Source organism: Brevibacillus sp. AF8 (assembly GCF_021270385.1).
Classification (GTDB): Bacteria; Bacillota; Bacilli; order Brevibacillales; family Brevibacillaceae; genus Brevibacillus.
Genome location: NZ_JAGQDN010000009.1, coordinates 45,759 through 71,405 on the forward strand (window position 1 = coordinate 45,759; position 25,647 = coordinate 71,405).

Below are 25,647 nucleotides of genomic sequence, written 5' to 3' on the forward strand. Positions count from 1 at the left end.
GTGCGAGAGGGGAGAGACGATGAGTAGAGAGGGTACCGCGAATATCGTATGGCATCCGACGACGGTAACGAAACAAGACCGACAGAAGCGTGCGGGCCACAAAAGCTGTGTCTTATGGTTTACGGGGCTGTCTGGTGCTGGCAAATCAACGTTGGCGAATGCAGTCGAGCATGAGCTTCATCAAAGAGGGGTAGCCAGTTACGTGCTGGATGGTGACAATATACGTCACGGCTTAAACCGGGGATTGGGGTTTGGGGCAGAGGATAGACGGGAAAATATTCGCCGAATTGGCGAGGTCGCGAAGCTGTTCGTAGAGGCAGGCGTGATTACCTTGACGGCATTTATCTCTCCCTATCGGGAAGACCGGGAGCTTGCGCGTAATCTGGTAGAAGCTGGGGAATTCATCGAGGTATATGTAAAATGTTCATTGGATGAGTGTGAGCGCCGGGATGTGAAGGGACTGTATCAAAAAGCGAGAAGTGGGGAGATTGGTCAGTTTACGGGGATATCAGCACCGTATGAAGAGCCTGTTCAAGCGGAGTTAGTCATTGAGAGCGACAAGCAGACCATTGAAGAAGCTGTCCAGATTGTCCTTACATACCTGGAAAAGCACAAGATTCTCTAGTTTTATGGATAGATAAAAAAGCACGACGCGAGAGGCGCCGTGCTTTCTTCGTGAGGAAAAATATTACTTCGTAGTGGTCGCTGCTTCTTCAACTTCCAGATCCTCAGACAATTCTTCCATCCATTTTTGTTGATCAACCATGTTTTCAGCGATTGGACGAACAAAGCCTTTGTCGCTAAAGCTGTTGATTGCTTTTTCATCTTTCACCAGCTGTTCTACAGTCAGACCAGCATCTTTTGCTGGCGCACTGAACTTGGTTGCTTTTCCGAAGTTGTATGCATATTGATCAGCAGCCAGACCGATTGTTACAGCTTGCTTCATTTCAGGAGCTTGGAAAGTTACGCTCAAATCGCTTGTTTGTTTCACAGGCATTTTGTTGCTGTCGATGTAGAAGTCGAGGTTCCAAGCGAGCTTGTGGAAGCCTTCTTTTTTCATTTCTTCTACGATTTTTTCAGGTGTGTATGCTTTACCTGTTTCATCCAACCATTTTTTCGCTTCAGCCATGCCTTCGTTTACCATCGCTTCCGCATTTGCGCGCTTCTCAGCTTCTGTGGTTTTCTTGCCCAGTTCCGGATACAGATCTTCTGTCATGGAAGTGGTCAGGACCATCATATCGATCGCGAAATCTTTTACTTCTTTGCTAGCTACTGCATCGTTAGCTGTGAAGAAGAACATTTTTACCAATTCTTTTGCGTCGATTTTTACAGTTACATGAGTTGCTTCTACTTTTTCACCGTTCGGCAATGTTACGGATTGTTTGCCATGGTTTTTCGCGTCAGCCAATGTATAGCCATATTTACTTACATACTTTTTCACAAAGTTGAAAGTAAGGTCGTTCATTTTGTCTTGGTATTCTTTCAGCTTCGCAGCGTTAGCAGCATCGGAGCCGCCAAGCTCAGCCATGAAAGGATTGGAAGAGTTCGAATCGATTACCAAGTACTTGCTGTCCAGTGGAGACTTCACGTAGACTTTATCCTCGTCAACGATGGTTTCAACGGATGCTTTTTTGTCACCTGTCCAGAGCTTGTTGTCGCGCAGGAGCTTGTCGTCTTTTACTTCCACTTCAAACTTCACAGTGTCCAGATCCAGCTGGGAGCCTTTTACTGTTACGCCTGCTTTCAAAGCGGACAACAATGCTTGCCCTTCTTTGTCAACCGGTTCTCCGAATGCTTCAGGCAATTTCTCAACGTCGCCTGTCAGCTTCAAAGTGCCTTCAAAATCATAGTTAGGCTTGTCAATTGTCGCTACGATAGAATCACGCACCAGGGATGCCTCGCCTGCACAACCGGTCAGCAGTACGGTACCTGCTACCAGAAGGGCGCTACCTTTTTTCCACATGATGTGTTCCTCCCCTATGTATATTATTTTTTATTCCCCCTTTGTTCTACGCACAAATAGAGAAAAGGTTTCGCAAAAACGGAAAAAAATCACAATCCGGCTAATTCTGCCTCATTTTCGTGGTAAAATGAAGGGGAGAAGATGGTTAGTGAAGAAAGGGCGTTGCAACATGTGGTCGTGGCTTCAAAAGCTGATGAACTTTTTTCAGGGAGAAAGAGAAGAAGAAATAGAGGAAGAAGGCCGTCCAGCAGGTACCGGTAACCCAACAGGTAATCCCGTTCCCCGTCAGCCTCAGCCTCAGGCGAGAACAAAAAACATATACCCAAAAGAGCGGGTAGACAATCGAGATACAGAAGACAATGTGCGTCAAAGAAGAGAGCGTCAATTTCGTTTTCCGGTTGTCCCGGATGACTATTTGGAGAGGAAGCGCAATCAAAGCGTAAATTCTTCCGAATCGAATGAACGCAGTCGCCAACAGGCACCTCGTGAGCGATTCGAGCCGAAGCGTGAAACGATGCGGCCAGCCAATGATCGCGTGCCAGAAACAAAGACAGAGCCCGTTTTCGAGAAAAAGAAACCTGAGCTTGTCAAAAACAACAGCGAGATACCGCAGCGTCCCGTCCGTACGCCGCAAAAAGAAGTGGAAAAAGTGACGAGAACCGTTTTTTCTACAGAAGAAAAGCGTGCCTATCAGCCTTCTGAAATCGTTTCGCCTGTTTACGGGAAGATTACTCCGGCGACGCGCGAGGCGGAACATCGCATCCATACGACTGCGGGAATCATTTACCCGCGCTTGGAACAAGAAGAGCATTTGCAGCAGATGAAGCAGTGGGAACAAGAGATAAGCGAGCGGTATTTTCCAGAGGAGCAAGAGTCTGCATCTACTGAGCAAAATGAACCGCAGCATGCTTTTGTTACGAATGATTCTGTACATAACGAAGGTGAAAATGCTGTTGCAAAGACTGCTGTGGCAGATGCTCTTGATTCAGAACAAGAAGTTGCTGCTTCCGTACAATTGGAAGAGACGGTAGTAGAAGAAATAAAAGCGACGGCGCTGCAAGATTCTGATTCTGACGCATTCGAGCCAAAAGTCGAAGAGACGGTGGCTGATGTGCATGAGGAAGAAGTGGTATCGGAGTCTATTGGGCAACCAGAACCTACAGTCTCCTCTCAAACGATGGAAGAGCGGCAAGCACATGAAGAAGCCGAGCATAGACTGATTACTACACTCAGTGCGGTTGTGCAGGTGGAAAGCGAGCATGATGGCGTTAACGTGCAGGCTCCTTCTGTTGGTGAGGAGAATCAAGCAGTCAATACGGCCCTAGAGAGCGATGGCGTCGAAGAGCCTGCCTATGCACCTGCTATCAGTCGTTTGCTAGAGAGAGCAGAGGTAGATACACTGGAGCTCAGTTCAGCAGGAGTGGGTTCGGTCTCCGAAGATACGTCAGAGCAAACAGAACCAACAGAACCAACTGAGCCTGAATCCATTGTTCAACCAATTGTGGAGTCCGTTGTGGAACCGGTTGTAGTACCAGTTGCAACCTCTGTTGCAGAAACCGTTCCAGCCCCAGTCCCTGCTTCATCCACAGCACAGCCCGTGAACATGTCCCAGGCATCCAGGGCGGTGCAGCCTGCGTCAGCTCCGGTAAAAGACTCGTCCAATGAAGCTGACCAAGGAGCAGAGTCCACACAGCCGCCATACGCCTTGCCGGATTTGGGACTGCTGAATCCGAGCCCGCCGGTCAGCGATGATGACGATGAGCATACCCAAATTCAAAAGCTGTTATTGGAAGAGACGCTCGCGAATTTCAATGTCAGCGCTCAGGTCGTAGGGATTGTCAAAGGCCCATCCGTGACACGCTTTGAGTTGCAACCGGCTCCCGGGGTAAAAGTGAACAAGATTACGGGATTGATTGACGATATTAAGCTGAATTTGGCTGCCAAAGATATTCGCATCGAGGCACCGATTCCAGGACGCAATGCCATTGGGATCGAAGTCCCGAATATGTCCAGCCAACCTGTATTAATCGAGAAGATCATCAGTTCAGACAAGTTTCAGGAGCATTCATCTCCGCTGGCGGTCGCACTCGGTATGGACATCGGCGGAGAGCCGATTATTGCGGATATTAAAAAGATGCCGCACGGTTTGATTGCCGGCTCGACAGGCTCGGGTAAAAGTGTGTGCATCAACTCGATCATCGTCAGTCTGCTGTACAAAGCGACTCCTGAGCAGGTGCGATTGCTCTTGATCGATCCGAAAATGGTGGAGCTCGCGCCTTACAATCACTTGCCTCATCTGGTTACGCCTGTCGTGACAGAGGCCAAGCAGGCAACGGCATCTCTCAAGTGGGCCGTGGAAGAAATGGAGAAGCGCTATGCTCTTTTCGTAGATGCGGGTGTTCGCGATATTGATCGCTACAATCAGACGACAGATGATCAGCTGCCTTATATCGTGATCATCATCGATGAGCTGGCTGACCTGATGATGGTCTCGCCGCAGGATGTCGAGGATTGCATTATCCGGATCGCTCAGAAAGCACGTGCTTGCGGTATTCATTTGCTTTTGGCGACACAGCGCCCATCTGTGGATGTCATTACCGGAAACATCAAGGCAAATGTACCGACGCGTCTTGCTTTTGCCGTATTCTCCCAAGTTGACTCGCGTACGATTCTCGATCAATCTGGGGCAGAACGACTGTTGGGTAGAGGGGACATGCTGTTCCTTGAGAGCGGCACGACTCCGGTTCGTCTGCAAGGGAACTTCGTCTCGGATGACGAGATCGAGCGAATCACGCACATGATCAAAAAGCAAAGAAAGCCTGCGTATATTTTCAGCAAAGAGGATTTGGAGCAGCAGGTTGCATCGTTTGACAGTGGAGACGATCCGTTGTATCAGGAAGCGCTCGTGTTCGTGGCCGAGCAGGGTCAAGCTTCTGCATCTGGATTGCAACGTCGTTTCCGCGTCGGATATAACCGTGCTGCCCGTCTCATCGAAATGATGGAGGCAGATGGATACGTCGCAGGCCAAAGCGGCGGTAAGGCTCGCGCTGTCCTTATTTCCAAGGAGGACGCACAAGCCGTAGTGGAGGGATCGACACTCCTGTAGAAAACGAGGGTCTTGCATGGAGCAAGGCCCTTTCTAAACGGACGAGTTGCCTAAATATTCAGTAAGGTAGTATGCTATAAAATAGATGTGAGATGGAAAGGATCGATGACGATGAATCCGCTGGCGAAAAAGTATCAGGAAATTGACGACAAACTTGTCTTGTTCAATGAAGAGTATTATTTGAGCGTGGAAAAAATCGACATTGCCGCAATGACGCTGGAAAAAAGAGAATGGCTCTTTAACCAGCTGTACGATTTCGACAGTCCGGACATGGAACTGGAGATCGATGTCTCCGAGGAAGAAAAGGGCGTTTGGTACCTGCAATTGCTCGTACCGCATGTATTGACACTGCCTGAGGCTGCCAAAAGACGCATCGAAAATGGAACCAATCAACTCACCCGGCATTTGAGTGAACGGGCAGATGAGCTAGTGAGAACGCAATTGCTTGGAGAAGAAATTTTTACCTACGTGAAACGGTACAATCCGGATTTAGAGCGTATTGCCTAATAATAAACATCCATCTATCCCACGACGAGGGGCAGATGGATGTTTTTCATTCCCCTTAGCTTTTGGCTGTTTTGGTCACAAGCCAAGTGCAGGCAGTCTTATTTGTCGTAGTTGCAATCCATTCGCATGGTTGATTGTTTACAGGAGTGATCAAGCGCAGAGTATCGCCTTTGAGACCACCGTATTTGACGGAGGCGCTGGGGGCTGTTGCGACATACACCACACGTTCGTTGATGGAAACAGTTGGGATATAGGAAGAGTTTTCGGATTTGTAGCCGCTAGTGAGGGAGACAGGAACAGGGAGGTTTTTCATGGAGAGGGTTATTTTATCCGAAGTCTTGTGATAAAACATTTTTCCGGTAACCTGGCTGAAGTCGCCACCATCCACGGTGACTACCAATGGGTACGTTCCAGTGCCGTAGAGCATGATCGCGTGGTCAGATCCGGAATAACGGTTGTTTATGAGATAGACGTTTCCGCAGCGGTTCAATGAAATGTTTTGGGTCAGTCGAGGGTCAAACGAACAACTTCTCACGGTAACATGCCGCTCGGCGAGCACATCCCATGGCTCCAAGCTCAAGGCGTAGCCGCCGATGGAAGCCGCTGTATCATTGGCCTCGAAGCTACAGCCATCAAATACAAGTCCTACATCCGAATAATCCACGGTTAGACCAGTACCTACCGTCTTTGTACTTCCTTGCGCGGTTGTATGCAGTACCCAGCGACAGTTGCTGAAAGTCATGTTTTTCATAAAGTTCACCCGATTTTTCTGATCAGGTGCCGTATAAAAAACCGAGGAGCTGATACAGCCTGTCATGCCAGTAAGACTGAAGCTGGCGAGCGAAACCAGATTACTACCTTGCACGACCATCGGGGAGGACAAATCTCCTTCCAAGTCGAGCTGTTGACGGCAAGAGATATTGCTCAGGTTTACGAACATGGGTGTGGCTCCGTCGTACCCTTGATTGAGCTCGACTTCAAAACGATCACAAGCTACATTCGTTGCATTCAGCCGCTCCAGGCCACCCGTCACGGTAATGTCTGAGCGTGTACGCTTGCGGTTGTCGCTATAAAAATCGGTAATTTGCACCGTGCGGACATAGCAGTTCGTTTCCCCGGCAAAGTAAAAATGGTCGGCGACTCCATCCGTACACCATACTTGTTGTAGCGCTACGTAATTGATATAGCTACTAGGACCTCCACCACGAATGTAGAAATCAGCGCTATGTTCGTAATCGTAAGGATCGGGTGGCAGCGGATTTGCTCTTGCATTGGAATCAATCTTCAGGTTGGAGACCACAAAAGAATCAGCATCACCACCCGAGGACGTAATCGAGAAAAGCCAGCGCCAATCTGCGCCAGATGAATTGGCTTTCCTTTTTAACACGGAAAACGGACCGATTCCCTGCATCACTAGGCTTTTTCCTGCTCCTAGGATGACCTCCAGTCTGTTTGGCTCAATGATATAGGTGCCAGCAGGAAAAAATAATGGAATTTGCAGGTTCAGAGCAGCAGTCAATGCAGCCTGGATTGCTTGGGTATCGTCGGTCACTCCATCCCCCTTTGCTCCGTGTGTTTTTACATCAATCCACATAAAAGCATTCTCCTCCAGTAATTGGTAGACAAGATTGTCTTCATTTCATTTCATTCAACCATTTCTCAAATGTTGACAACCATTTAGTAAAAAGGGCATGGACTACATAAAAATGTGTTCCATAAACTTTGGGCAGCCACTGGCATATTTGTCCTAGAACCTCCGTATGAATAAGCAAAGAGGTGGATAGTATGTCGATTTTGGTGACTGGTGCAGCTGGATTTATCGGTTTTCATGTAGCACGACGGCTTTTGGAACAAGGACAGACGGTCTGGGGGGTAGATAATTGCAATGAGTATTACGACCCGGTCTTGAAGAGCAACCGACTGGAAATCCTCCAAGCGTATCCATCCTTTCGTTTTGTCAAAGCGGATATTGCAGATCAGAGCAAAATGGACGAGTTGTTCCGAGAGATGGAGCCGGAAATTGTCATTCACTTGGCCGCTCAAGCGGGCGTCAGGTACAGTCTGGAAAATCCTCACGCCTATACGACTTCCAATATCACCGGGTTTCTGCACATTTTGGAAGGATGCCGTCGGTCGAGGGTCAAGCAGTTGCTCTACGCATCTTCAAGCTCCGTCTACGGAGGGAACACAAAGCTACCATTTGCGGAGTACGATCCCGTAGATGAGCCGGTCAGCTTGTACGCAGCAACGAAAAAAGCCAATGAACTGATGGCCTATACCTATAGTCATTTATACGGCTTGCCTGCGACGGGACTTCGCTTCTTTACGGTATATGGGCCTTGGGGCCGACCCGATATGGCGCTTTATACGTTTACCAAGGCGATTTTGTCGGGAGAGCCTGTCCGCATTTTCAATTACGGCAACATGACGAGGGACTTTACGTATGTGGACGATATCGTCGAAGGGATGCTGCGACTGATGAATCGAATCCCGCAAAGGGAGGGGGATAAGGCGCCGCATGAGGTGTTCAACATCGGGAATCACCAGCCGATCGATTTACTTTCGTTTCTCTCAATCTTGGAAGAGAAGCTGGGGAAAAAGGCTGTTCGCGACTATTTGCCCATCCAGCCGGGGGATGTTCCTGCTACCTATGCGTCAGTAGAAGCTCTGTATGAGGCGACAGGCTTTCGCCCAAAAACACCAGTCGACGTGGGGATATCTCGATTTGTAGACTGGTACGTCAGCTATTATGGTGTCGCTCATGCGTAAAAAAGTGGGAGTCGTAGGTCTTGGATATGTAGGACTGCCTGTCGCGATTGCTTTTGGCCAAGTGCTTCCAGTGGTTGGTTTTGACATAGACGAAAGACGCATAGGCAGTCTGGAGAGTGGAATGGACGAAACGGGAGAGATGTCGACAGATGAGCTGAAGCGAGCCAACATCATGTATACAGATGACCCTGCAAGTCTCGCAGCGTGCGATTTTATCATCATAACGGTGCCCACTCCTGTCGATTCTGCGAAACGGCCCGATATGCGGGCACTCATTCTCGCGTCTGAAAGCGTTGGGCAACACCTGAGTTCAGGGACTATCGTCGTCTATGAATCGACAGTATACCCAGGGGCAACAGAAGAGATTTGTATTCCTGTATTGGAACAAGCGTCTGGAAAGCTGGCGGGGATTGATTTTTATGTCGGCTACTCACCTGAACGAATCAATCCGGGGGATCGGGAGCGGAGATTGTCCCAGATCGTCAAGGTCGTTTCTGGGCAAGATCGCCAGACGTGTGAAACGATTGCCGAGATGTATGGGCTGATTGTAGAGGCAGGTATTCACAAAGCGCCCTCGATTCAGGTGGCTGAGGCAGCCAAGGTGATTGAGAACACGCAACGCGACATCAATATCGCCTTGATCAATGAGCTCTCGATTATTTTTGACCGTTTGGGCATCTCAACGGCAGATGTGCTCGAAGCCGCTCGAACAAAATGGAATTTCCTTCCGTTCTCTCCGGGACTCGTCGGTGGTCATTGTATTGGCGTCGATCCGTACTATTTGACATACAAGGCGGAGAGTGTCGGTTATCATCCGCAGGTCATACTCGCTGGACGACGGATCAATGACGGGATGGGCAAGTTCGTCGCGACCTCACTCGTGAAACAAATGATCTGGCAAAATATTGCGATTCAAGGCTCGCGGATCACGATTATGGGCATCACCTTTAAAGAAAACGTGTCGGACATTCGCAATAGTCGGGTCATCGACATTGTCCAGGAACTGAAGGAGTTCGGAGTAGAGGTCCAAGTGACAGATGAATTGGCTTGTCCAGAGCGGACGAGAGAGGAATACGGCATTCAATTGCGAGAGTGGGAAGACCTGCAGCCTGCCCACGGAATCGTATTGGCCGTACCTCATGAGCGATATCTGCACCTGGGATGGGAGGAGCTTGCCGGACTCTTGCATCAGGGGCAAGGTGTCATCGCAGACGTGAAAAGCGTGCTCAATCGCGAAACATGCCCGGCAGAAATTAGCCTGTGGCGTTTATGATGACCATTATTTGAATAACACCTGGAGCGGATGAATATGAGCTACCGGAAGAGAAGATTCTGGTTAAGCTTATCGGACGCAGGAATTATCAGCTTGGCTGTTTGGTTGGCCTGCCTGGTTCGATTTGATTTTTCTTTCACGGAGATAAGCGAATATCAACCTATGTATTTGATGATTGGCCACGTACTGTTCGTCGTGACAGGCATGCACTTTGCTCAACTCTATCGACCTGTTTTCCGCTATGTCAGTGTTCGCGAGCTGGTCTCGATCATTTTTGCCACGAGCTTTTCCGTTTTGGCGCTCTACCTGGTACTCAAAATGACGTACCTGCTTGGTTGGTCTATCCGATTTCCCACCTCACTCTTTCTGATGACGCTAGCCTTTGTTTTGCTCGGCATCACAGGCTCCCGGTTTGTCTGGAAGTGGTGGAATGAAGAGCGGGAGAAAAGAACGCAGGAGCGCAGGCGCACATTAATTATCGGGGCAGGCAACGCAGGTGTGCTCGTAGCCAGAGAGATGAAAGCCTCGCCTTTGTCGGAGCTGCGTCCAGTGGCCTTTATCGATGATGAGCCCAGCAAACAAAATCTGCGCGTGTATGGCCTGCCCGTTGTAGGGAATCGGGCTGATATCGCCCGTGTCGTGCAACGACTTTCCATTTCAGACATCGTGATTGCCATGCCATCCGCTTCCCGACAGACAATTAAGGAGATTTTCGACATTTGCAAAACGACGAGAGCAAGCGTCAAAATTTTGCCGCACGTAGCAGACATCATTAGTGGAAAAATCACGATGAACATGATTCGGGATGTAGCGTTGGAGGATTTATTGGGAAGGGAGCCTGTTCAAGTCAATCTGGAGGAGATTACGGGATACTTGCGACAGCAAGTCGTACTTGTGACAGGAGCAGGCGGCTCTATTGGGTCGGAACTTTGCAGACAGATAGCTAGATTTGGACCAAGGAAACTTCTTCTCTTGGGGAATGAAGAGAACGGGATTTTTGAAATGAGCCTGGAGCTCTCGCGTTTGTTTCCTGAGCAGGAGACGGTCAGCTTGATTGCAGATATTCGTGACAGACAAAGAATTGCTTCGATTATGCATGAGTATCGTCCCGCCGTTGTTTTTCATGCGGCAGCCCACAAGCATGTGCCATTAATGGAGAACAACCCGTGTGAGGCATTAAAAAATAACATTCTGGGCACGAAAAACGTTGCGGAATGCGCGCTGGAAACCAGCGTCTCTCATTTCATCCTGATCTCGACGGACAAAGCGGTGAATCCAACCAGTGTGATGGGTGCCACGAAAAGGATCGCTGAGCTTCTGATCCAGGGTTATAACCATTTCGGACTTACCCGGTTTGCGGCTGTTCGTTTTGGGAATGTCCTGGGGAGCAGGGGGAGTGTCGTTCCCGTTTTTCTCAATCAAATCCGGGCAGGTGGACCGATTACCATTACACATCCAGATATGGAGCGGTTTTTCATGACCATTCCTGAGGCTGCCCAGCTCGTCATCCAGGCGGGAGCACTCGCTCAGGGAGGGGAAATATTCATTCTCGATATGGGGAAACCGGTCAAAATTGTCGATATGGCCCTCGACCTGATTCGCTTGGCAGGTTTGGAGCCCGGGAAGGATATTCCGATCGTATTCACGGGAATTCGTTCGGGTGAGAAGCTGTACGAAGAAATTTTGACGGCGGAAGAAGGCTTGTCGTCTACTTGCCATAATCGCATCTTCATAGGCAAGCCGCTCGATTTTTCCTGGAATGAGCTCTTGGCAGGGATCGCCCGGTTGGAGCAAATTGCAGACAAGGGAGCGACGATGGAGGACAAACAATCCATTATCGAGATTTTGCAAGGGATCGTTCCAGGCTATCAATCCACTTCTTACGTGAAGGAAGAGTCTACGCCAGTCCCTTATCCAGTGGCAATCGGATGAGCGTCAGCAAATGGAAGGAAAAGATCGCCACGATCAAGTGGAAGCGGCTGCTAGCATGGGGAGGATTGATTTGTCTCATCAGCTTGAGTGGGTATGGTGTGTACGTCTATCTGTCGTTAAAAGAAACGGCCAGCAAAATGTACCTCCCTATCCGCACGCAGAAATCTGTGGAGATACCTGTAGCGACTGAACCAGCATCTGTGAGACAAACACCGGCTTTAAATTCCCAAGGTGCAACAACACCACTTGCGGCTGAAGTGGAGAACTCCGCTATCTTGCCCAAAGAACCGATCACCTTGCTGCTTCTAGGCGTTGATGAGAGAGAGAATGACAAGGGACGCTCAGATGTCATCCTCGTACTCTCCGTCAACCCGAAAACGAAATCTGCGCTGCTCATCAGCATACCGCGTGATACGCGAACCGCTATCGCTCACAAAGGTACTCAGGATAAGATCAATCATGCCTATGCATTCGGCGGCGTACAGCAGGCAGTAGACACCGTCGAGCAGTTTCTCCAATTTCCCATTGATTACGTGGTGACCGCAAATATGGAAGGATTCGCAGGTGTGATCGATGCGCTGGGCGGAGTGGAAGTCAACAACAAGCTTGCCTTTACTTATGCCGATTACACCTTTCCGGTAGGTCCCATCCAGTTAGACGGGAAGCAAGCCTTGGTCTACGCTCGCATGCGCTACGAAGATCCGAGAGGCGACCTCGGGCGCAACGAAAGACAGCAGGAAATCATCAAGGCATTGCTGGATAAAGGGGTAACTCTTGCATCGCCTACCCGATTGAATGATGTCCTTACGACGATGGGGAAATACGTGAAAACGAACATGACCTTTGATGTGATGAAACAGCTTGCCCTAAGCTACAGCACGGCAGTTACCTCCGTCGAGACGATTCGTTTGGAAGGAAAGGGTCAAATGATCAATGGAATCTACTACTATATCGTCAGCCCGCAAGAGCGTGAGAGATTGACCGAGAGTCTTTCAACTTTTCAAAAACAAATCGAACCTCCCGTACAACTGCCGAAAGAAGGAAGTGACAGCATGGCGGGGCAAAGGGGGAAGCAGGATGAATGAGGAGCTTAATCTTCGTGAAATACTCTTGATGTTGTTGAAGCGATGGAAGCTGATCCTTTTGATTACTTCTTTGTGCACCATCGGAACAGCGCTCGTGAGCTTCTATTTGCTGACACCGATTTATCAGGCTAAGACGGAAATATTAGTGAATCGCTCGCTGGATTCAACCGTAGAGAGCATGCTATCTGTCGCAGAAATTGATTCCAATCTGAAATTGATTGAGACCTACCGCGTCATTATTGAAAGTCCACGGGTGATGGAACGCGTGCTCGAAGTGATCGGGGCCGGCGCTACGATGGAGGATCTGCTTCTTCAAACGAAAGTGGAGCCAGTCAAGGACTCGCAGGTCATTTCCATTACGGTAGAAGACCCGGATCAGGGCAGAGCTGTGCTCATCGCCAATACCATCGCGAAGACCTTTCAGGAAGAAGTCGTCAAAATGCTTAGCATGAACAACGTGCATATTTTGGCGGAAGCCCGAAACAATCCGGCGGCCATTCCCGTGAGCCCAAAACCGATCCTCAATTCGGTGATCGCTTTTGTCCTCGGGTTGGCAACATCTATGGTCGTCGTCTTCTTGCTTGTGCAGATGGATACTCGACTTCAATCGGAAAAAGAAGTGGAGGAGTTTTTAGGTTTACCTGTACTGGCAACGATTGCGGTGATTGACAAAAAAACACGGAAGGCATTTCGCCAGCCCAAGGTGGAGGAAGTGAGGAATGAGTATGAGAAGGCAGAAGCCTGATGATCGTTATCAAAAGCTGATCGCCCATTGGGAGCCGCTGTCTCCGCTGGTAGAGGGCTACCGTACTCTTCGCTTGAACATTCAGTTTTCCATGGGCGACAAGCTGATGCAAACGATTTTAGTCACCAGTCCAGGGGCTTCTGAGGGAAAAACGATCACCGCTGCCAACCTGTCCTTGATGATGGCAAAGGATCACAAGAAAACGGTGCTGCTTGATTTTGACTTGCGCAATCCCCGGGTGCATTTCACCTTTGATATGCCGAATCTGTACGGGATCAGTTCTTACTTTTCGGATATGTGCCAGATTCCCGATATCATCCAACCGTCTGGGGTATCAGAGTTGTCGATCATTACAGCAGGGCCGATCCCGCATAATCCAGCGGAAATGCTCGGGACGCCACGGCTCTTGGAATTGATGGACTATCTGCGCCACAACTACGATTTTGTGATTGTCGACAGTCCGCCACTAATCGTAAGCGACGCAATGGTGCTGGCGAGGGAAATGGACGGCTGTGTCATGGTTGTGGATGCAAGCAAGACGAAGCGGGATTCTGCTGTCAAGGCGGTAGAGCAGTTAAAAGCAGCAGGCGCCAACTTGCTTGGTGTTGTTCTCAACAACAAAAAGGTAGGAAAGAGAGAAGGCTACTACGGATACGGGTACAACGCATAGCAGAAAGCGGGGCGTTTGTAGGCATGCATGCCCTCAAAATAGCTTGGCAACGACAATGGAGCCGTCTCAATAAAGATCGCGACGTTCACGAAGTGATTCGCGGCTCGGCCTTCACGTTTTTGTTTCGGCTCCTTGGCTTCGTACTACTCTATCTCTTGCAGTTCTACATTGCCAGAGAGTATGGAGCCGAGAGCCTGGGCATCTATTCGCTGACGATCACCCTGATGAATATCGGAATGGTGCTGGCCGTTTTGGGGACGGATACAGCCATCATCCGCTTTCTCTCGGAGTTTCGCGCGAAAGGCTCACTTTATCAGATTTCCGAAGTCTTCAACAAAGTAGTGCTGTGGGCTACGCTGATTTCGATTGTGCTTGGGGTACTTTTGCATCTGTTCTCAGAGCAGGTGTCCGCCTACGTGTTTGCAGGGGAACTGCCAGCAGAGGCACTAAGAGTCGTTGCGTGGATGCTTCCGTTTGTGTCGCTCGCCAGGCTGTATGCATCTGCATTTCGGGCACTGCATCGGGTTGTCATCTCGATCACTGTCGATATCGTCGGTATGCGTTTTCTGCACTTGGCGTTTCTCTTCATCGCCATTCCTTTTTTCGAACCCAGTACGATGCTCTTGATTCAACTGCTCGCAGCTGCTGTTATCTTGAATGCGGTTTATGGGATGGGGCAGTGGTATGCGACGAGCCGAGGATTTCGTAGCGGTGTACAGCCGACTTCGGGAGAGCCTGGTGTTGGGTTGAGGGAAATTATTGCAGTCGCACTCCCGATGTATCTCAGTGCGTCGATGGAATTGATTATGACGTGGACAGATATGATCATGCTGGGGATTTTTACGGACGCCAAAACCGTCGGAGTATACAGTGTGGTCATTCGTCTGGCAATGGTGACGGGCTTTGCGTTGATTTCCATCAATACGATCCTCTCTCCGAAGTTTTCTGAGCTGTACGCACGTAATGATATGGACGGCTTGAAAAAGATGATTGCGTTTGCCAATCGGCTCATTTTCTTCACCTCTGCTCCTCTCAATCTGCTAGTGGCGCTATTCGCCGTTCCGTTGCTCACTTTTTTTGGCGAAGAGTTTGCCAGTGAGAGCCTCGTCCTAGTGATTTTGTGCATGGGGCAGTTTGTCAATTTTTGCACAGGGAGTGTTATCCCCTTATTGACGATGACCGGGCATCAGAAAACGGCCCGCAATATTCTTGTCTGTTCAGCTGCACTAAACATAATCGGAAACGCTTGCCTCATTCCGCTGTATGGAATTATCGGGGCCGCCATTGCTACATCAATCAGCCTGATCTGTCGAGATCTTTGTGCTTCGTATTGGGCATCCAAATATTTTGGATTTCGCACGTGGTATATCCCGTTTTTGTCCGAAAAATATTCCGTCTCGCTCCAGGAGACGAGGTCATGAAGAAGGTGGCTTACCGTGAAGGATGAGCTGTATCCGTCTATGTTTTGGGATAGTGAAGAGACACGCCATTGCCGTCTGCAGGTGCAGAAGCCGTGGAGTAGGGAGGAATTTTGGTCGTACTACTTCACTCGTCGCATCTCCATCTACGTGAGCTTATTGCTGACCCGAAAAACACGCATTTCCCCCAACGCGATTACAATGGGGGGGATTGTTGCCGGGCTCCTAAGCGCTGCAGCATTTATGTATGGAACGGCGGCATCCTTTCTGCTCGGCTGCTTCTTCTGTCAGGTGTGCTACTTGGCGGATTGCGTCGACGGGGAAGTGGCCCGCATGCGCAACCAGAAGAGCAAGGGAGGAGAATGGCTGGACATCGGGCTCAACTATGCACTCTACCTGGTGTCATTCGGTGTGATATACGGCATCATCAATCATCACGCGATGTTGGGGCCGTGGCTGCTCTATTTGATTTTGCTGACGATTTTTGCAGAGATTTTGGCGACGAATGGCTCCGATCTCGTCTTTAGTCAAGGGAAAATCTCTCACGAAACAGTCTCTATGAGAAAGCGCAGCAAATGGATCGATGCTTTTGTCTTCCTTTTTCTTACCCAAACGGGCTATCAGTTGGGCGTGCTCGTTACCGCGTTCCTGTGGGCAATCAGCGGTCAGATGCTATTTTTGCTCCTATGGACCTTCTACCACCTGTTCGTCGGACTGGCCAGATCGATGTACAAGCTGAAGCTGAACATCAAATACGTCATGCCATCTCTGAAAGAAGGAGGGGAGTCGGATGAAGGCACTGCTCATGGCAGCAGGTCTCGGGTCACGAATCAACGAGCAAATTGACGGTATTCCCAAGTGTACAGTGGACATCGGAAACCAGGCGCTCATTGAAAATACGATAACAAAGCTAAGGCGCCACGGAATTGAAGAGATCGCGATGGTGGTGGGCTATCGAGCCAACGTGATTACCCAGTTGCTCGGAGATGAACCGATTCGTTTTTATCACAACCCTTTTTATGATCGGACGAATAGTATGGTGTCCCTCTGGTTCGCCCGCGAGTTTTTGCAAGGAAGTGACTGCTTGCTGTTGAACGCCGACGTTTTCTTTGAGTCGAAGGTACTGGAGGTAGTGTTGCAAGAGACCGCATGTCCTGTCATGTTTGCTGATCCAGTGCGTCGCTATGAGGGGGATTATAAATTTGGCTATGAAAACGGACGCTTGCTCCGCCATGGAAAGGAGCTCTCACTGGAAGAGACAACTGGCGAATACGTTGGAATTGCCAAGCTTCAAGAGAGCTTTCTGCCAATATTTTTGCGGCGATTACAAAGGTTGATTCAGGAGAAGCAGTATGATTTGTGGTGGGAAAATGTCCTCTATTCTTTTTTGGGGGAAAGGAATGTGTATGTCGCACAAATACCATCGGGATTGTTTTGGGCAGAGGTTGATACGTGGGAGGATTATCGGCGAATCCTGCAATTCACCAACCATCTGGCGCACAGGTAAATGATGATCAAGGAAAAGCTCTCACCGGACAAGATCCTTCTTTTTCTATATGTGGTACTTAAGCCCTTCTACTTCTTCCCAAGTGGCAATCCGCAAATCGCCGATTTTATTATGCTGATCTTGATCGCCTACAGCTTCTTGTTTCGCTTGGGGCGGGTCAACCGCAGACTCGGATTTTTTCTCTTCCTTACCCTTCTGTTTTTGTACGACATTATGATGGTGAACGGCATATGGGCGATTGCACTCGGCGGGGAAATGGATGTATTCAGCTCGACCAAGTGGTATTTGTACAACGGAGCCGTGATGCTTGCCCTGGTTATTTTGTTCAGGCGCAACCCGCAAGAGTACGTCAAATGGGTCTTCCTGGCTACGTCCACTTCCTTGCTCGTTCAGACATTCATTCTCGTGTCAGGACTGTCACCGGATAGTGACGAGTTCAGGCAGTCCTTGTTCTTCAACAATCCGAACCAGCTCGGCTATTTTGGGCTTCTGTGCATGGGGATATGCCTGCTGTGTGCCCGCTTCGTATCTGTGAAGACCATTCCTCTCTTTGTTGCGATCGGCACGGCGTTTAGCATCATTGCAGCGTCCCTGTCAAAAGCAGCGATCATTAGTGCCGTAGGGATGTACCTCGTTTTTTTGCTCCTCTCGATCAAAGAACGCACGGGCTTGTTTTGGATGAATCTGCTTTGCGTGCTCGTCTCGTCCTTCACTGTCTTCTTCATCTATTTGTACACCAACGAAAACGTGCTGAGCGATGCTTCTATTTACACACAAATCGAAGAACGAATGGTCACACTCGGCGAAGATTCGGATGACAATTGGGCAGCGCGGGGCTATGACCGGATTGCCAACCATCCGGAGTACATTTTGTTCGGAGCAGGGGAAGGGATGTACGAGCGATTTAACAGCAGCATTTCGTTGGAACTCCATTCTACCTTAGCCAATCTGTTCTTTTCCTACGGCGTAATGGGCACGGTGTTGTTCATTCTCGTGATTTATGGGGCGGTTCGTGGGCATCGATTGGTTGCTTGGTATCCGCTTGTCTTCCAAATTTTGTACGGGCTCACTCATAATGGAATTCGCGAAACGTTTTTCTGGATCATGCTCGCGCTGTATTTTGTGACAGCCGAAATCAATACGCGTCAGATCAAAAATGGCGGTGATCTGCTTGAAAAAAATCTTACAAGTATGCGCAATTGACCGCTCTGTAGAAAGCTTGCTGTTTCCCCTGATTGAAAAGCTGATGGGTGAAGGCTACGAGGTGCATACCGCGTGTTCGGATACAGGGCGCTTTGATGTGCTAACAGCAAAGGGATTGACGCTCAGAAGTATCCCTATTAAGCGAAAGATCGACCCGATTTCCAATCTGGTCACGATTGGGGCATTGTATCGGTTAATGAAAAGGGAGAAGTATGATGTCGTGCATGTTCATACACCGATCGCTGCTGTTCTCGGACGTGTGGCAGCAAGGCTGGCAGGAGTGCCTCATGTCATTTACACAGCACATGGCTACTTCTTTCATGAGGGCATGAGCAAAAGCACGTATCGGATGTATTACACGCTGGAAAAATGGTTTGCCCGGCATATGACTGACTATCTTTTGCTTCAAAGTCGGGAGGATTACGAGTTGAGCGTGCAGGATGGCTTCTCCTCTCAGGCGGAGCGGATTCTGCATATTGGCAACGGTGTTGATCTCACAGAACGCTTTCACCCGCGACACGTTACGAGAGAAAAGGTCCAGTCCATCAAGTCCTCACTGGGGCTGCGGGATGATCATGTGGTGATCACCTATGTAGGACGTATGGTCTCGGAGAAAGGAATTTTTGAGCTGTTGGAGGCCTTTCGCAAGCTGGCGGGCGAATTTCCACGTCTGCGCCTCTTGTTGGTGGGGGACGTGTCTTCCAGTGAACGCGATCAGCGGGGGCAAAACTTCGTGGAGCTTTGTCGACAGCATCCGCAAATCATTTTGGCTGGATTCCGCACAGACATCCCGGAGTTGATGGCCACCAGTGATATTTTTGTCCTTCCTTCTCATCGCGAAGGGCTGCCTCGATCCATCATTGAGGCAATGGCGATGGCAAAACCGATCGTCGCCACGAATATCCGTGGATGTCGGGAAGAAGTCAGGGACGGTGTTAACGGATTTTTAGTAGAACCAAAACAGATATGTCCCTTGTATGCAGCTTTAAAAAAGCTCGTAGTGGATTCGAGACTCAGAGAAGCATTCGGGCAGAACAGCCGCAGTATCGCGCTTGAGCACTTTGATGAGCGAACGGTCCTCGCGAAGCAGGCGGCGTTATTTGCCCAACTCACTGGTCAGCTGAGAGAAGAAAGAGAGCAGGAGAAAGGAGGCAGCGGAGAAGATTGGACAAGACGGGAGCATTCGTCATTTCCCTAGACTTTGAACTTTACTGGGGCGTCCGAGACAAGAGAACCATTCAGTCCTATGAGCAAAATTTGCTAGGCGTTCGTCAAGTGATCCCCGCACTTTTGGAGCTGTTTGCCAAGTATGAAATGCACGTCACCTGGGCGACTGTCGGTTTTTTGTTTTGCGAGTCGCGCAAGGAGCTGGCAAGTGTCGTCCCATGGCATCTCCCGGCGTATGCCGATGAAAAGCTGTCACCCTATCCCTATATGGACACAGATGCGATCGGAGAGCATGAGCAGGTCGACCCGTATCATTTTGCTCCTTCCTTAATCAAGCTGATATCCTCTTACCCGCATCAATTCATCGGAAGCCACACCCTTTCCCACTACTATTGTCTGGAGCCGGGACAGACTCCCGAAGCTTTTGCTGCTGACCTTGATTCTTTTCATCGAGTGACTCGCAAAAAAGGATACTCCCCTACCAGCATCGTTTTTCCGCGAAATCAGGTACAGCCTGCCTATTTATCTTTGTGCAAGAAAAAGGGGTTTCGTTCCTATCGCGGCAACGAGCAGTCTTGGATGTATCACACAAAAGGGGCTGCCGAAGAGACATTGTTCAAAAGAGCCATGCGACTGATGGATGCGTATGTGAATCTCTCCGGTCATAACAATTATGTTTCATTGCAGCGTAGTTCAGAGGGAATGGTCGATGTTCCATCCAGTCGTTTTTTGCGTCCTTATCATCCTCGACTACAGAGGTTGGAAAAATGGCGCATGAAAAGAATCAAACGCGACCTGACTCATACGGCAGAGCACAATCGCTTGTACCATCTATGGTGGCATCCGGAAAACTTCGGGAACCACATGGAAGAGAATCTGTCCTTTTTGGAGGAAATCCTCCAGCATTACTCCATGTTACGCGAGAGGTACGGCATGCAGAGCCTCAGTATGGAGGAAGCGGCAGCGAAGTGGAATCAACAGGAGGTGCGGCATGAAGTCCTTGTTTGATCGTGGCGTATCCTTCCTGATGCTCGTCATGCTGTCCCCGCTGATTTTGCTGGTGAGTCTGCTCATCCGTTGGAAGCTGGGGTCTCCGGTTTTGTTTGTACAAGAGCGACCAGGTTTGCACGGAAAACCTTTTTTTATCTACAAATTTCGCACGATGACCAATGAGCGTGATGAGAGTGGAGTGCTTCTCTCTGACGAGCAGCGGCTGGGTTCATTCGGAACGCTTTTGCGCAAGTATAGCTTGGATGAATTGCCACAACTATGGAATGTGCTTCGCGGTGAAATGAGCCTCGTAGGGCCGAGACCGCTACTGATGGAGTACTTGCCGTTGTACACGCCGCGGCAGTTAAAACGACACGACGTAAAGCCGGGGATTACAGGCTGGGCGCAGGTCAATGGAAGAAATGCGATTGACTGGGAGCAAAAGTTCGAGCTGGACGTCTGGTATGTAGAAAATGGCAGCTTTTTACTGGATATGCGGATTATCGGTCTGACGATCAAGCGTGTTTTTCAATCGACAGGCATAAATCAACTGGGCAGCGTCACGGTAGAAGACTTCAGAGGGAGTGAAAACACAGAGCGCGCTGGGAGGGAAGCATGTGAGCCTGATCGTACTGTCGGAACAGGATGATTGGACCGAATATTTGCGACGGTTTTTCAAATTAGACGTGTCCTACACGAAAGAATTTGTGCAGCTATACGCCAAAATGGAGCAGGGCACGCCAGAAGCTGTCTTTTTCAAGAGTGGGGAGAACGAGGTTTTCTACCCGTATTTGGTCAGACGTCTGGATGGGTGGATTCCCGGCTATGCCGATTTGGTTTCGATTGGATACGGAGGGCCATTTGTCGTGGGAGGACAGACGGCTGCCCGATTGTTCCAGGAGCAATTCCACGTCTACTGTCGGTACAAAAACTATCTGACAGAAACGGTCCGCTTTCATCCGTTGCTGGGAAATGCGGAGCTGTTTGCGGATCAAATGCGACTAGATTTGGTGAGGATGGTAACGGCTGTCGATTTGCGCCCCACACTTTCCTACATTCGTGCTCACTATACGCAAAACGTCGGACGAAATATCAGGAAGGCCGCGGCAAACGACGTCCGGGTTACATTGGGCGGAACCGATTGGCTTCCTTCTTTTATCCAGCTGCATCGGGAGACGATGGACCGCAATCAAGCCGCGGCGATCTATTACTATGCACCTGAATTTTTTTGGGGACTCATGAAAAAAACAGAGCTGTGCAAGCCGAGGCTTCTGCTTGCCATGCATGAGGATCGGCCGGTGGCGGGAGTACTTTTGCTCAGTGGAAATCAATTCGCCCATTATCAGCTAGGGGCATCCCATACGGAAGACATGGCGCTTGGCGTCAACCACCTCCTCTTCGACGCCATGATCCAGCAGGCAAAGCAAGATGGAGCACAGCTACTTCTCCTTGGAGGAGGGAATCTGGATGGGGATGGCTTGTTCCGTTTCAAGTCCTCGTTTGCAAACGGCAATCATTTTCCGTACTGGATGGGCAAAAAAGTTCACGATGAGGAAGTGTATCTGGATTTGTGCCAAAAACTACAGGTCGATCAGGCTGGCGAGCAAGATTTCTTTCCTGCCTATCGCAATGGAGGGACGTCGTAATGAGTGCGCAGCAGCGGATTTTTTTATCACCGCCACATATGGGGGAGGATGAGCAGGAGTTGGTGGCAGACGCCTTTGCCTCCAATTGGATTGCACCATTGGGGGAACACGTCGATGCTTTTGAGCGGGAGATTGCCCAGTATGTCGGCGTAAAAGCTGCGCTGGCTGTATCCTCTGGAACGGCTGCTATCCATCTCGGCCTTAGGCTAGCCGGTGTGGCTCCGGGTGATACGGTGTTTTGCTCCAGTCTCACCTTCGTCGCCAGTGCCAATCCGATTCTGTATCAGGGAGCGACTCCTGTATTTATTGATTCCGAGGAAGGGTCCTGGAATATGTCTCCGAAGGCATTAGAGCGAGCCTTGCAGGAAGCTGCAGCAGCGGACAAGTTGCCCAAGGCGGTCGTCATCGTCAATTTATATGGGCAGAGCGCAGATATGTGGCCGTTGATGGCGCTTTGTGAGCAGTATGGGGTGCGCGTGGTGGAAGATGCAGCAGAATCGTTAGGAGCTGTATACAAAGGGAGAATGAGCGGTGCCTTTGGTCATGTTGGGACTTTTTCATTTAATGGCAATAAAATCATGACGACTTCAGGTGGTGGAATGCTCGTCTCCGATGACGTTGAGGCGATTGAAAAGGCGCGCTTCTGGTCGACGCAGGCGAAGGAGCCAGTGAGGCATTACCAGCATGAAGAGATGGGCTACAACTATCGGTTGAGCAACGTACTGGCGGCAATTGGCCGGGGGCAGCTGCGCGTCTTGGAGGAGCGAATCGAGGCAAGGCGAGGGATTTATAAGCGTTATGAACAAGCCCTCGGACAATTGCCTGGCATTTCGTTCATGCCCGAGCCGGCGACAGGGCGATCCACCCGCTGGCTAACGGTGATGAGACTGAATCCAGCTGACACGACACTCTCTGCTGCACAATTGATCGATGCACTGGGTAGAGAAAATATCGAAGCCCGTCCCGTGTGGAAGCCGATGCATCTACAACCGTTGTTCGCACAATGCCAATACTATCCGCACCAACCTGATGAGAGTATATCAGATCAGCTGTTTGCCGAAGGTGTTTGCTTGCCGTCGGGTTCCAGCTTGACTGCTGAACAACAGGAGCGGGTCATCGGTCTGATCATGAGCTGCCTCCTGAACCAGGAACGGGGGGTGCGCCATGTATAGTTATGAGCAGCTAGAAAAATGGCGTAGCCTCTGCTCGTCTTCTTATTACGTGCTGGACACCGTGAAGCTCTCCGAGAACTATCGTCGTTTCCAACGGGCTTTTACCCAGCGGTATGAGCATGTAGTCGTCGCGTATTCGTATAAGACCAATTACTTGCCGTTTTTATGCCAAAAGCTGCATCAGCTAGGGGCGCATGCTGAAGTCGTCTCTCGACTGGAATACGAATTGGCACGGAAACTCGGCGTCGACCCTGCGTCCATCATTTTTAACGGCCCGCTCAAAACGGAAGAGGACATTCAGTTTGCCTTGGAGCAGGGGAGCCTGATCAATCTGGATTCTTTTTCGGAAATCCCGTGGGTGGTGGCCTACGCCAAGCAGTATCCCGAGCAGACGTTTCGGATCGGGCTGCGGATTAATGTGGATTTGGCCAGGGGTGGCGTGAGTCCTCTGCAAAATGGGTACGAGGTCAGCCGATTTGGTTTTTGCGTCGAAAACGGCAATTTGGAAAAAGCCCTGAGTCAATTGGCTGTCGCCCCGAATGTGCATGTAGTCGGGTTGCATGGACACTTTTCCACCAATCGCAGTGTCGGTGTGTATCGCCAAATTGCGCGCTATTTATGCCGTTTGGGAAAACAGCATTTGGGTGAGCGGCTTGCTTTTATCGATATGGGAGGCGGATTTTTTGGCGAGCTCCCGACCTCATTCGGGATGACGGCTGCACCAACCTTTGAGGAGTACGCCGAAGCGATTACGTCAGTCATGAAGGAGGAGCTGGCAGAGCTGGATCACGCTCCGTTGCTGATTCTGGAGCCGGGTATTTCACTTGTGGCAGATGCCGTTGATTTCGTTTGCCAGGTCATCGATGTAAAAGAAAACAGAGGAGAGCGATTTGTTCTCGTGGATGGCAGCATTCACAATGTCAAGCCGACGATGCACGCGCACCCTTTGCCAGCCCGACATGTGTGCAACCGCAAGCCAGTTCCCGAAGCGAGCTATCATGTCGTCGGGTATACGTGCATGGAAAAAGATTATTTGCTTCAAAGCTATACGGGACCTTTGCCTGACAGCGGGGATTATTTTGTCTTCGGACACGTAGGGGCGTATACGCTCGTCTTTAATCCACCTTTTATTCGGGAGAGGCCGCCGGTTCTCGCTATCGATGGAAAAGATGCAGTCATTGTCAGGGGAAAAGAGACTCTCCAACAATTCATACCCGAATCGGTTTATCGTTTTCACGTTGACAAGCAGGGGGTCGTGAACTGAATGAACATACTTGTGACCAGTGTAGGCAGACGAGTCAAGCTGCTCCACTATTTTGTACGCGAATGGGGTGACACTGGCAAAATCATCGCAGCCGACTGCGATCCGACAGCCCCGGCTCTGTACGCTGCCCATTATCATGAGCAGGTGCCGCGTATCGACGATCCTGGTTATCTCGATGCCCTGCTACACATTTGCCAACGCTACGAGATCAAGGCAATCCTCTCTTTAATAGACCCGGAGCTGACACTGCTGGCTGCACATGCAGATCGTTTCTACATGCAGGGCATCGAGGTGATCGTGTCCGATCGGGATGTAATCCAGATGTGCTTGGATAAGATGACTATGTATGATTTTTTGTCCGCGCATCAGATTCCCGCCATTCCCACCTTTACAAAAGTGGATGAGGTACAAGCAGCTCTTACAGCAGGGCAGATTATGTATCCATTGATTGTAAAGCCCCGTTATGGAAGTGCCAGTTTAGGCATCACACGTGTGGAGAATGATCAAGAATGGTCCATGCTCATGGAAAACACGGAGGATGTTGTCATTCAACCGTTCTTGCAGGCAGAGGAGTACGGAGTGGACGGCTATGTGGATCTGATCTCGGGGGAGCTGGTGACACTTTTCACCCGCAAAAAGCTGCGTATGCGGGCAGGGGAGACGGATCGCTCACTCGCGGTAAAAGATCCGCGTCTGCTATCGCTAGCGAAGGAACTGATTCGTGTCCTGGAGCCGCGTGGGCCCATTGACATCGATTGTTTTTTGGTGGGAGATCAGTACGTTGTGTCGGAGATCAATCCCCGCTTTGGCGGAGGGTATCCGCATGCTCACGAAAGCGGAGTGAACAGCGTCCGTGCGCTTCTCCAAAACGTAAAGGGTCTGGTGAATGTACCGAAAGTAGGGGAGTACAAGGAAGGAAGCATCATGATGAAATACGATGAGGTCATGCTTCTGGAGTGAAGGGAAAAAAATCCCTCAGAAGCGGGAAAGGGCAGGGAAGCGAAAAACAAGATAAATATTGCGTACCTGCCCCATATTGTACAGTGGCTGTATTGTTGAAATGTGCTACAATTGTAGCTGAGCGTCCACGTGATGCCTACTTAATCAAAATGCAGGAGTGTTACAGACCATGATCATCCAGTTCATTCGTTATCGGTAATGTGAGGTACAGCTCAACAGAATCCCGCATTTTTTGAAAATGCTTGGGGTTTATTTGACTGTGCCTTTTTT

22 protein-coding genes are annotated in these 25,647 nt (G+C 49.8%); 20 read left to right on the forward strand and 2 right to left on the reverse strand.

The features are described from left to right. Positions 1–19 precede the first annotated feature (19 nt). Positions 20–625 carry an adenylyl-sulfate kinase gene (gene cysC / locus KB186_RS13790; protein WP_173610924.1) on the forward strand — a complete coding sequence of 202 codons (606 nt, stop codon included), beginning with the start codon at positions 20–22 and terminating at the stop codon, positions 623–625. Positions 626–688: 63 nt separating this feature from the next. Here cysC and KB186_RS13795 read toward each other — a convergent pair whose 3' ends face one another. Then, a complete protein-coding gene (locus KB186_RS13795; RefSeq protein ID WP_221868114.1) occupies positions 689–1,963 on the reverse strand; it encodes a hypothetical protein in 1,275 nt (424 codons plus the stop codon). Here KB186_RS13795 and KB186_RS13800 point away from each other — a divergent pair. Continuing rightward, positions 1,857–5,069: a DNA translocase FtsK gene (locus KB186_RS13800; protein ID WP_370646680.1), complete on the forward strand. Its 3,213-nt coding sequence runs from the start codon at positions 1,857–1,859 to the stop codon at positions 5,067–5,069. The two genes, KB186_RS13795 and KB186_RS13800, sit on opposite strands and share 107 nt — an antisense overlap. 111 nt (positions 5,070–5,180) lie before the next feature. Further along, positions 5,181–5,576, forward strand: coding sequence for a hypothetical protein (locus KB186_RS13805; RefSeq protein ID WP_173611003.1), 396 nt, complete (start codon positions 5,181–5,183; stop codon positions 5,574–5,576). Positions 5,577–5,631: 55 nt separating this feature from the next. Here KB186_RS13805 and KB186_RS13810 read toward each other — a convergent pair whose 3' ends face one another. Continuing rightward, positions 5,632–7,170 (reverse strand): glycoside hydrolase family 55 protein, encoded by a 1,539-nt coding sequence (locus tag KB186_RS13810; protein ID WP_221868115.1) that lies wholly within the window; start codon positions 7,168–7,170, stop codon positions 5,632–5,634. A gap of 191 nt (positions 7,171–7,361) precedes the next feature. On the opposite strand from KB186_RS13810, the gene KB186_RS13815 reads away from it, so the two are divergent. From KB186_RS13815 to KB186_RS13895, 17 genes are read left to right on the forward strand one after another with little or no spacing between them, the layout of a single operon-like run. Further along, complete coding sequence (locus KB186_RS13815) at positions 7,362–8,345, forward strand: NAD-dependent epimerase (protein WP_173610927.1); 984 nt, start codon at positions 7,362–7,364, stop codon at positions 8,343–8,345. Next, positions 8,338–9,618 carry a nucleotide sugar dehydrogenase gene (locus KB186_RS13820; protein WP_232773805.1) on the forward strand — a complete coding sequence of 427 codons (1,281 nt, stop codon included), beginning with the start codon at positions 8,338–8,340 and terminating at the stop codon, positions 9,616–9,618. Before KB186_RS13815 ends, KB186_RS13820 begins: the two co-directional genes overlap by 8 nt. 36 nt (positions 9,619–9,654) lie before the next feature. Further along, positions 9,655–11,550, forward strand: coding sequence for a polysaccharide biosynthesis protein (locus tag KB186_RS13825; RefSeq protein WP_232773806.1), 1,896 nt, complete (start codon positions 9,655–9,657; stop codon positions 11,548–11,550). Beyond that, positions 11,547–12,635, forward strand: coding sequence for an LCP family glycopolymer transferase (locus KB186_RS13830; RefSeq protein WP_232773807.1), 1,089 nt, complete (start codon positions 11,547–11,549; stop codon positions 12,633–12,635). The genes KB186_RS13825 and KB186_RS13830 overlap by 4 nt, the downstream gene beginning before the upstream one ends. After that, a complete protein-coding gene (locus tag KB186_RS13835) occupies positions 12,628–13,380 on the forward strand; it encodes a YveK family protein (protein WP_173610931.1) in 753 nt (250 codons plus the stop codon). Before KB186_RS13830 ends, KB186_RS13835 begins: the two co-directional genes overlap by 8 nt. Further along, complete coding sequence (locus KB186_RS13840) at positions 13,355–14,050, forward strand: CpsD/CapB family tyrosine-protein kinase (protein WP_173610932.1); 696 nt, start codon at positions 13,355–13,357, stop codon at positions 14,048–14,050. Before KB186_RS13835 ends, KB186_RS13840 begins: the two co-directional genes overlap by 26 nt. 23 nt (positions 14,051–14,073) lie before the next feature. Then, complete coding sequence (locus KB186_RS13845; RefSeq protein ID WP_232773808.1) at positions 14,074–15,471, forward strand: flippase; 1,398 nt, start codon at positions 14,074–14,076, stop codon at positions 15,469–15,471. 15 nt (positions 15,472–15,486) lie between these two features. Then, positions 15,487–16,314, forward strand: a complete 828-nt coding sequence (locus KB186_RS13850; protein WP_173610934.1) for a CDP-alcohol phosphatidyltransferase family protein — start codon at positions 15,487–15,489, stop codon at positions 16,312–16,314. After that, positions 16,259–16,975 (forward strand): phosphocholine cytidylyltransferase family protein, encoded by a 717-nt coding sequence (locus tag KB186_RS13855; RefSeq protein WP_221868120.1) that lies wholly within the window; start codon positions 16,259–16,261, stop codon positions 16,973–16,975. Before KB186_RS13850 ends, KB186_RS13855 begins: the two co-directional genes overlap by 56 nt. Further along, a complete protein-coding gene (locus tag KB186_RS13860) occupies positions 16,976–18,178 on the forward strand; it encodes an O-antigen ligase family protein (protein ID WP_232773809.1) in 1,203 nt (400 codons plus the stop codon). Further along, entirely contained in the window at positions 18,138–19,376 is a 1,239-nt protein-coding gene (locus KB186_RS13865) for a glycosyltransferase family 4 protein (RefSeq protein WP_232773865.1), read from the forward strand. Before KB186_RS13860 ends, KB186_RS13865 begins: the two co-directional genes overlap by 41 nt. Further along, positions 19,343–20,353, forward strand: coding sequence for a polysaccharide deacetylase family protein (locus tag KB186_RS13870; protein WP_232773810.1), 1,011 nt, complete (start codon positions 19,343–19,345; stop codon positions 20,351–20,353). The genes KB186_RS13865 and KB186_RS13870 overlap by 34 nt, the downstream gene beginning before the upstream one ends. Then, positions 20,337–20,984: a sugar transferase gene (locus KB186_RS13875; protein WP_173610939.1), complete on the forward strand. Its 648-nt coding sequence runs from the start codon at positions 20,337–20,339 to the stop codon at positions 20,982–20,984. Before KB186_RS13870 ends, KB186_RS13875 begins: the two co-directional genes overlap by 17 nt. Then, on the forward strand, positions 20,953–21,981 hold the full coding sequence (locus tag KB186_RS13880) for a GNAT family N-acetyltransferase (protein WP_232773811.1): 1,029 nt from the start codon (positions 20,953–20,955) through the stop codon (positions 21,979–21,981). The genes KB186_RS13875 and KB186_RS13880 overlap by 32 nt, the downstream gene beginning before the upstream one ends. Next, entirely contained in the window at positions 21,981–23,153 is a 1,173-nt protein-coding gene (locus KB186_RS13885) for a DegT/DnrJ/EryC1/StrS family aminotransferase (protein ID WP_232773812.1), read from the forward strand. Before KB186_RS13880 ends, KB186_RS13885 begins: the two co-directional genes overlap by 1 nt. Then, positions 23,146–24,417: a type III PLP-dependent enzyme domain-containing protein gene (locus KB186_RS13890; protein ID WP_232773813.1), complete on the forward strand. Its 1,272-nt coding sequence runs from the start codon at positions 23,146–23,148 to the stop codon at positions 24,415–24,417. The genes KB186_RS13885 and KB186_RS13890 overlap by 8 nt, the downstream gene beginning before the upstream one ends. Then, positions 24,418–25,377, forward strand: coding sequence for an ATP-grasp domain-containing protein (locus KB186_RS13895; protein ID WP_232773814.1), 960 nt, complete (start codon positions 24,418–24,420; stop codon positions 25,375–25,377). Positions 25,378–25,647 lie beyond the last annotated feature (270 nt).

Coding starts and splice junctions, on each gene's coding strand:
- KB186_RS13840 (WP_173610932.1), top strand. CDS start 13,355: ATGAGTATGAGAAGGCAGAAGCCTGATGATCGTTATCAAAAGCTGATC.
- KB186_RS13810 (WP_221868115.1), bottom strand. CDS start 7,170: ATGTGGATTGATGTAAAAACACACGGAGCAAAGGGGGATGGAGTGACC.
- KB186_RS13825 (WP_232773806.1), top strand. CDS start 9,655: ATGAGCTACCGGAAGAGAAGATTCTGGTTAAGCTTATCGGACGCAGGA.
- KB186_RS13855 (WP_221868120.1), top strand. CDS start 16,259: ATGAAGGCACTGCTCATGGCAGCAGGTCTCGGGTCACGAATCAACGAG.
- KB186_RS13820 (WP_232773805.1), top strand. CDS start 8,338: ATGCGTAAAAAAGTGGGAGTCGTAGGTCTTGGATATGTAGGACTGCCT.
- KB186_RS13845 (WP_232773808.1), top strand. CDS start 14,074: ATGCATGCCCTCAAAATAGCTTGGCAACGACAATGGAGCCGTCTCAAT.
- KB186_RS13875 (WP_173610939.1), top strand. CDS start 20,337: ATGAAGTCCTTGTTTGATCGTGGCGTATCCTTCCTGATGCTCGTCATG.
- KB186_RS13830 (WP_232773807.1), top strand. CDS start 11,547: ATGAGCGTCAGCAAATGGAAGGAAAAGATCGCCACGATCAAGTGGAAG.
- KB186_RS13835 (WP_173610931.1), top strand. CDS start 12,628: ATGAATGAGGAGCTTAATCTTCGTGAAATACTCTTGATGTTGTTGAAG.
- KB186_RS13890 (WP_232773813.1), top strand. CDS start 23,146: ATGTATAGTTATGAGCAGCTAGAAAAATGGCGTAGCCTCTGCTCGTCT.
- KB186_RS13805 (WP_173611003.1), top strand. CDS start 5,181: ATGAATCCGCTGGCGAAAAAGTATCAGGAAATTGACGACAAACTTGTC.
- KB186_RS13860 (WP_232773809.1), top strand. CDS start 16,976: ATGATGATCAAGGAAAAGCTCTCACCGGACAAGATCCTTCTTTTTCTA.
- KB186_RS13795 (WP_221868114.1), bottom strand. CDS start 1,963: ATGTGGAAAAAAGGTAGCGCCCTTCTGGTAGCAGGTACCGTACTGCTG.
- KB186_RS13815 (WP_173610927.1), top strand. CDS start 7,362: ATGTCGATTTTGGTGACTGGTGCAGCTGGATTTATCGGTTTTCATGTA.
- KB186_RS13885 (WP_232773812.1), top strand. CDS start 21,981: ATGAGTGCGCAGCAGCGGATTTTTTTATCACCGCCACATATGGGGGAG.
- cysC (WP_173610924.1), top strand. CDS start 20: ATGAGTAGAGAGGGTACCGCGAATATCGTATGGCATCCGACGACGGTA.
- KB186_RS13895 (WP_232773814.1), top strand. CDS start 24,418: ATGAACATACTTGTGACCAGTGTAGGCAGACGAGTCAAGCTGCTCCAC.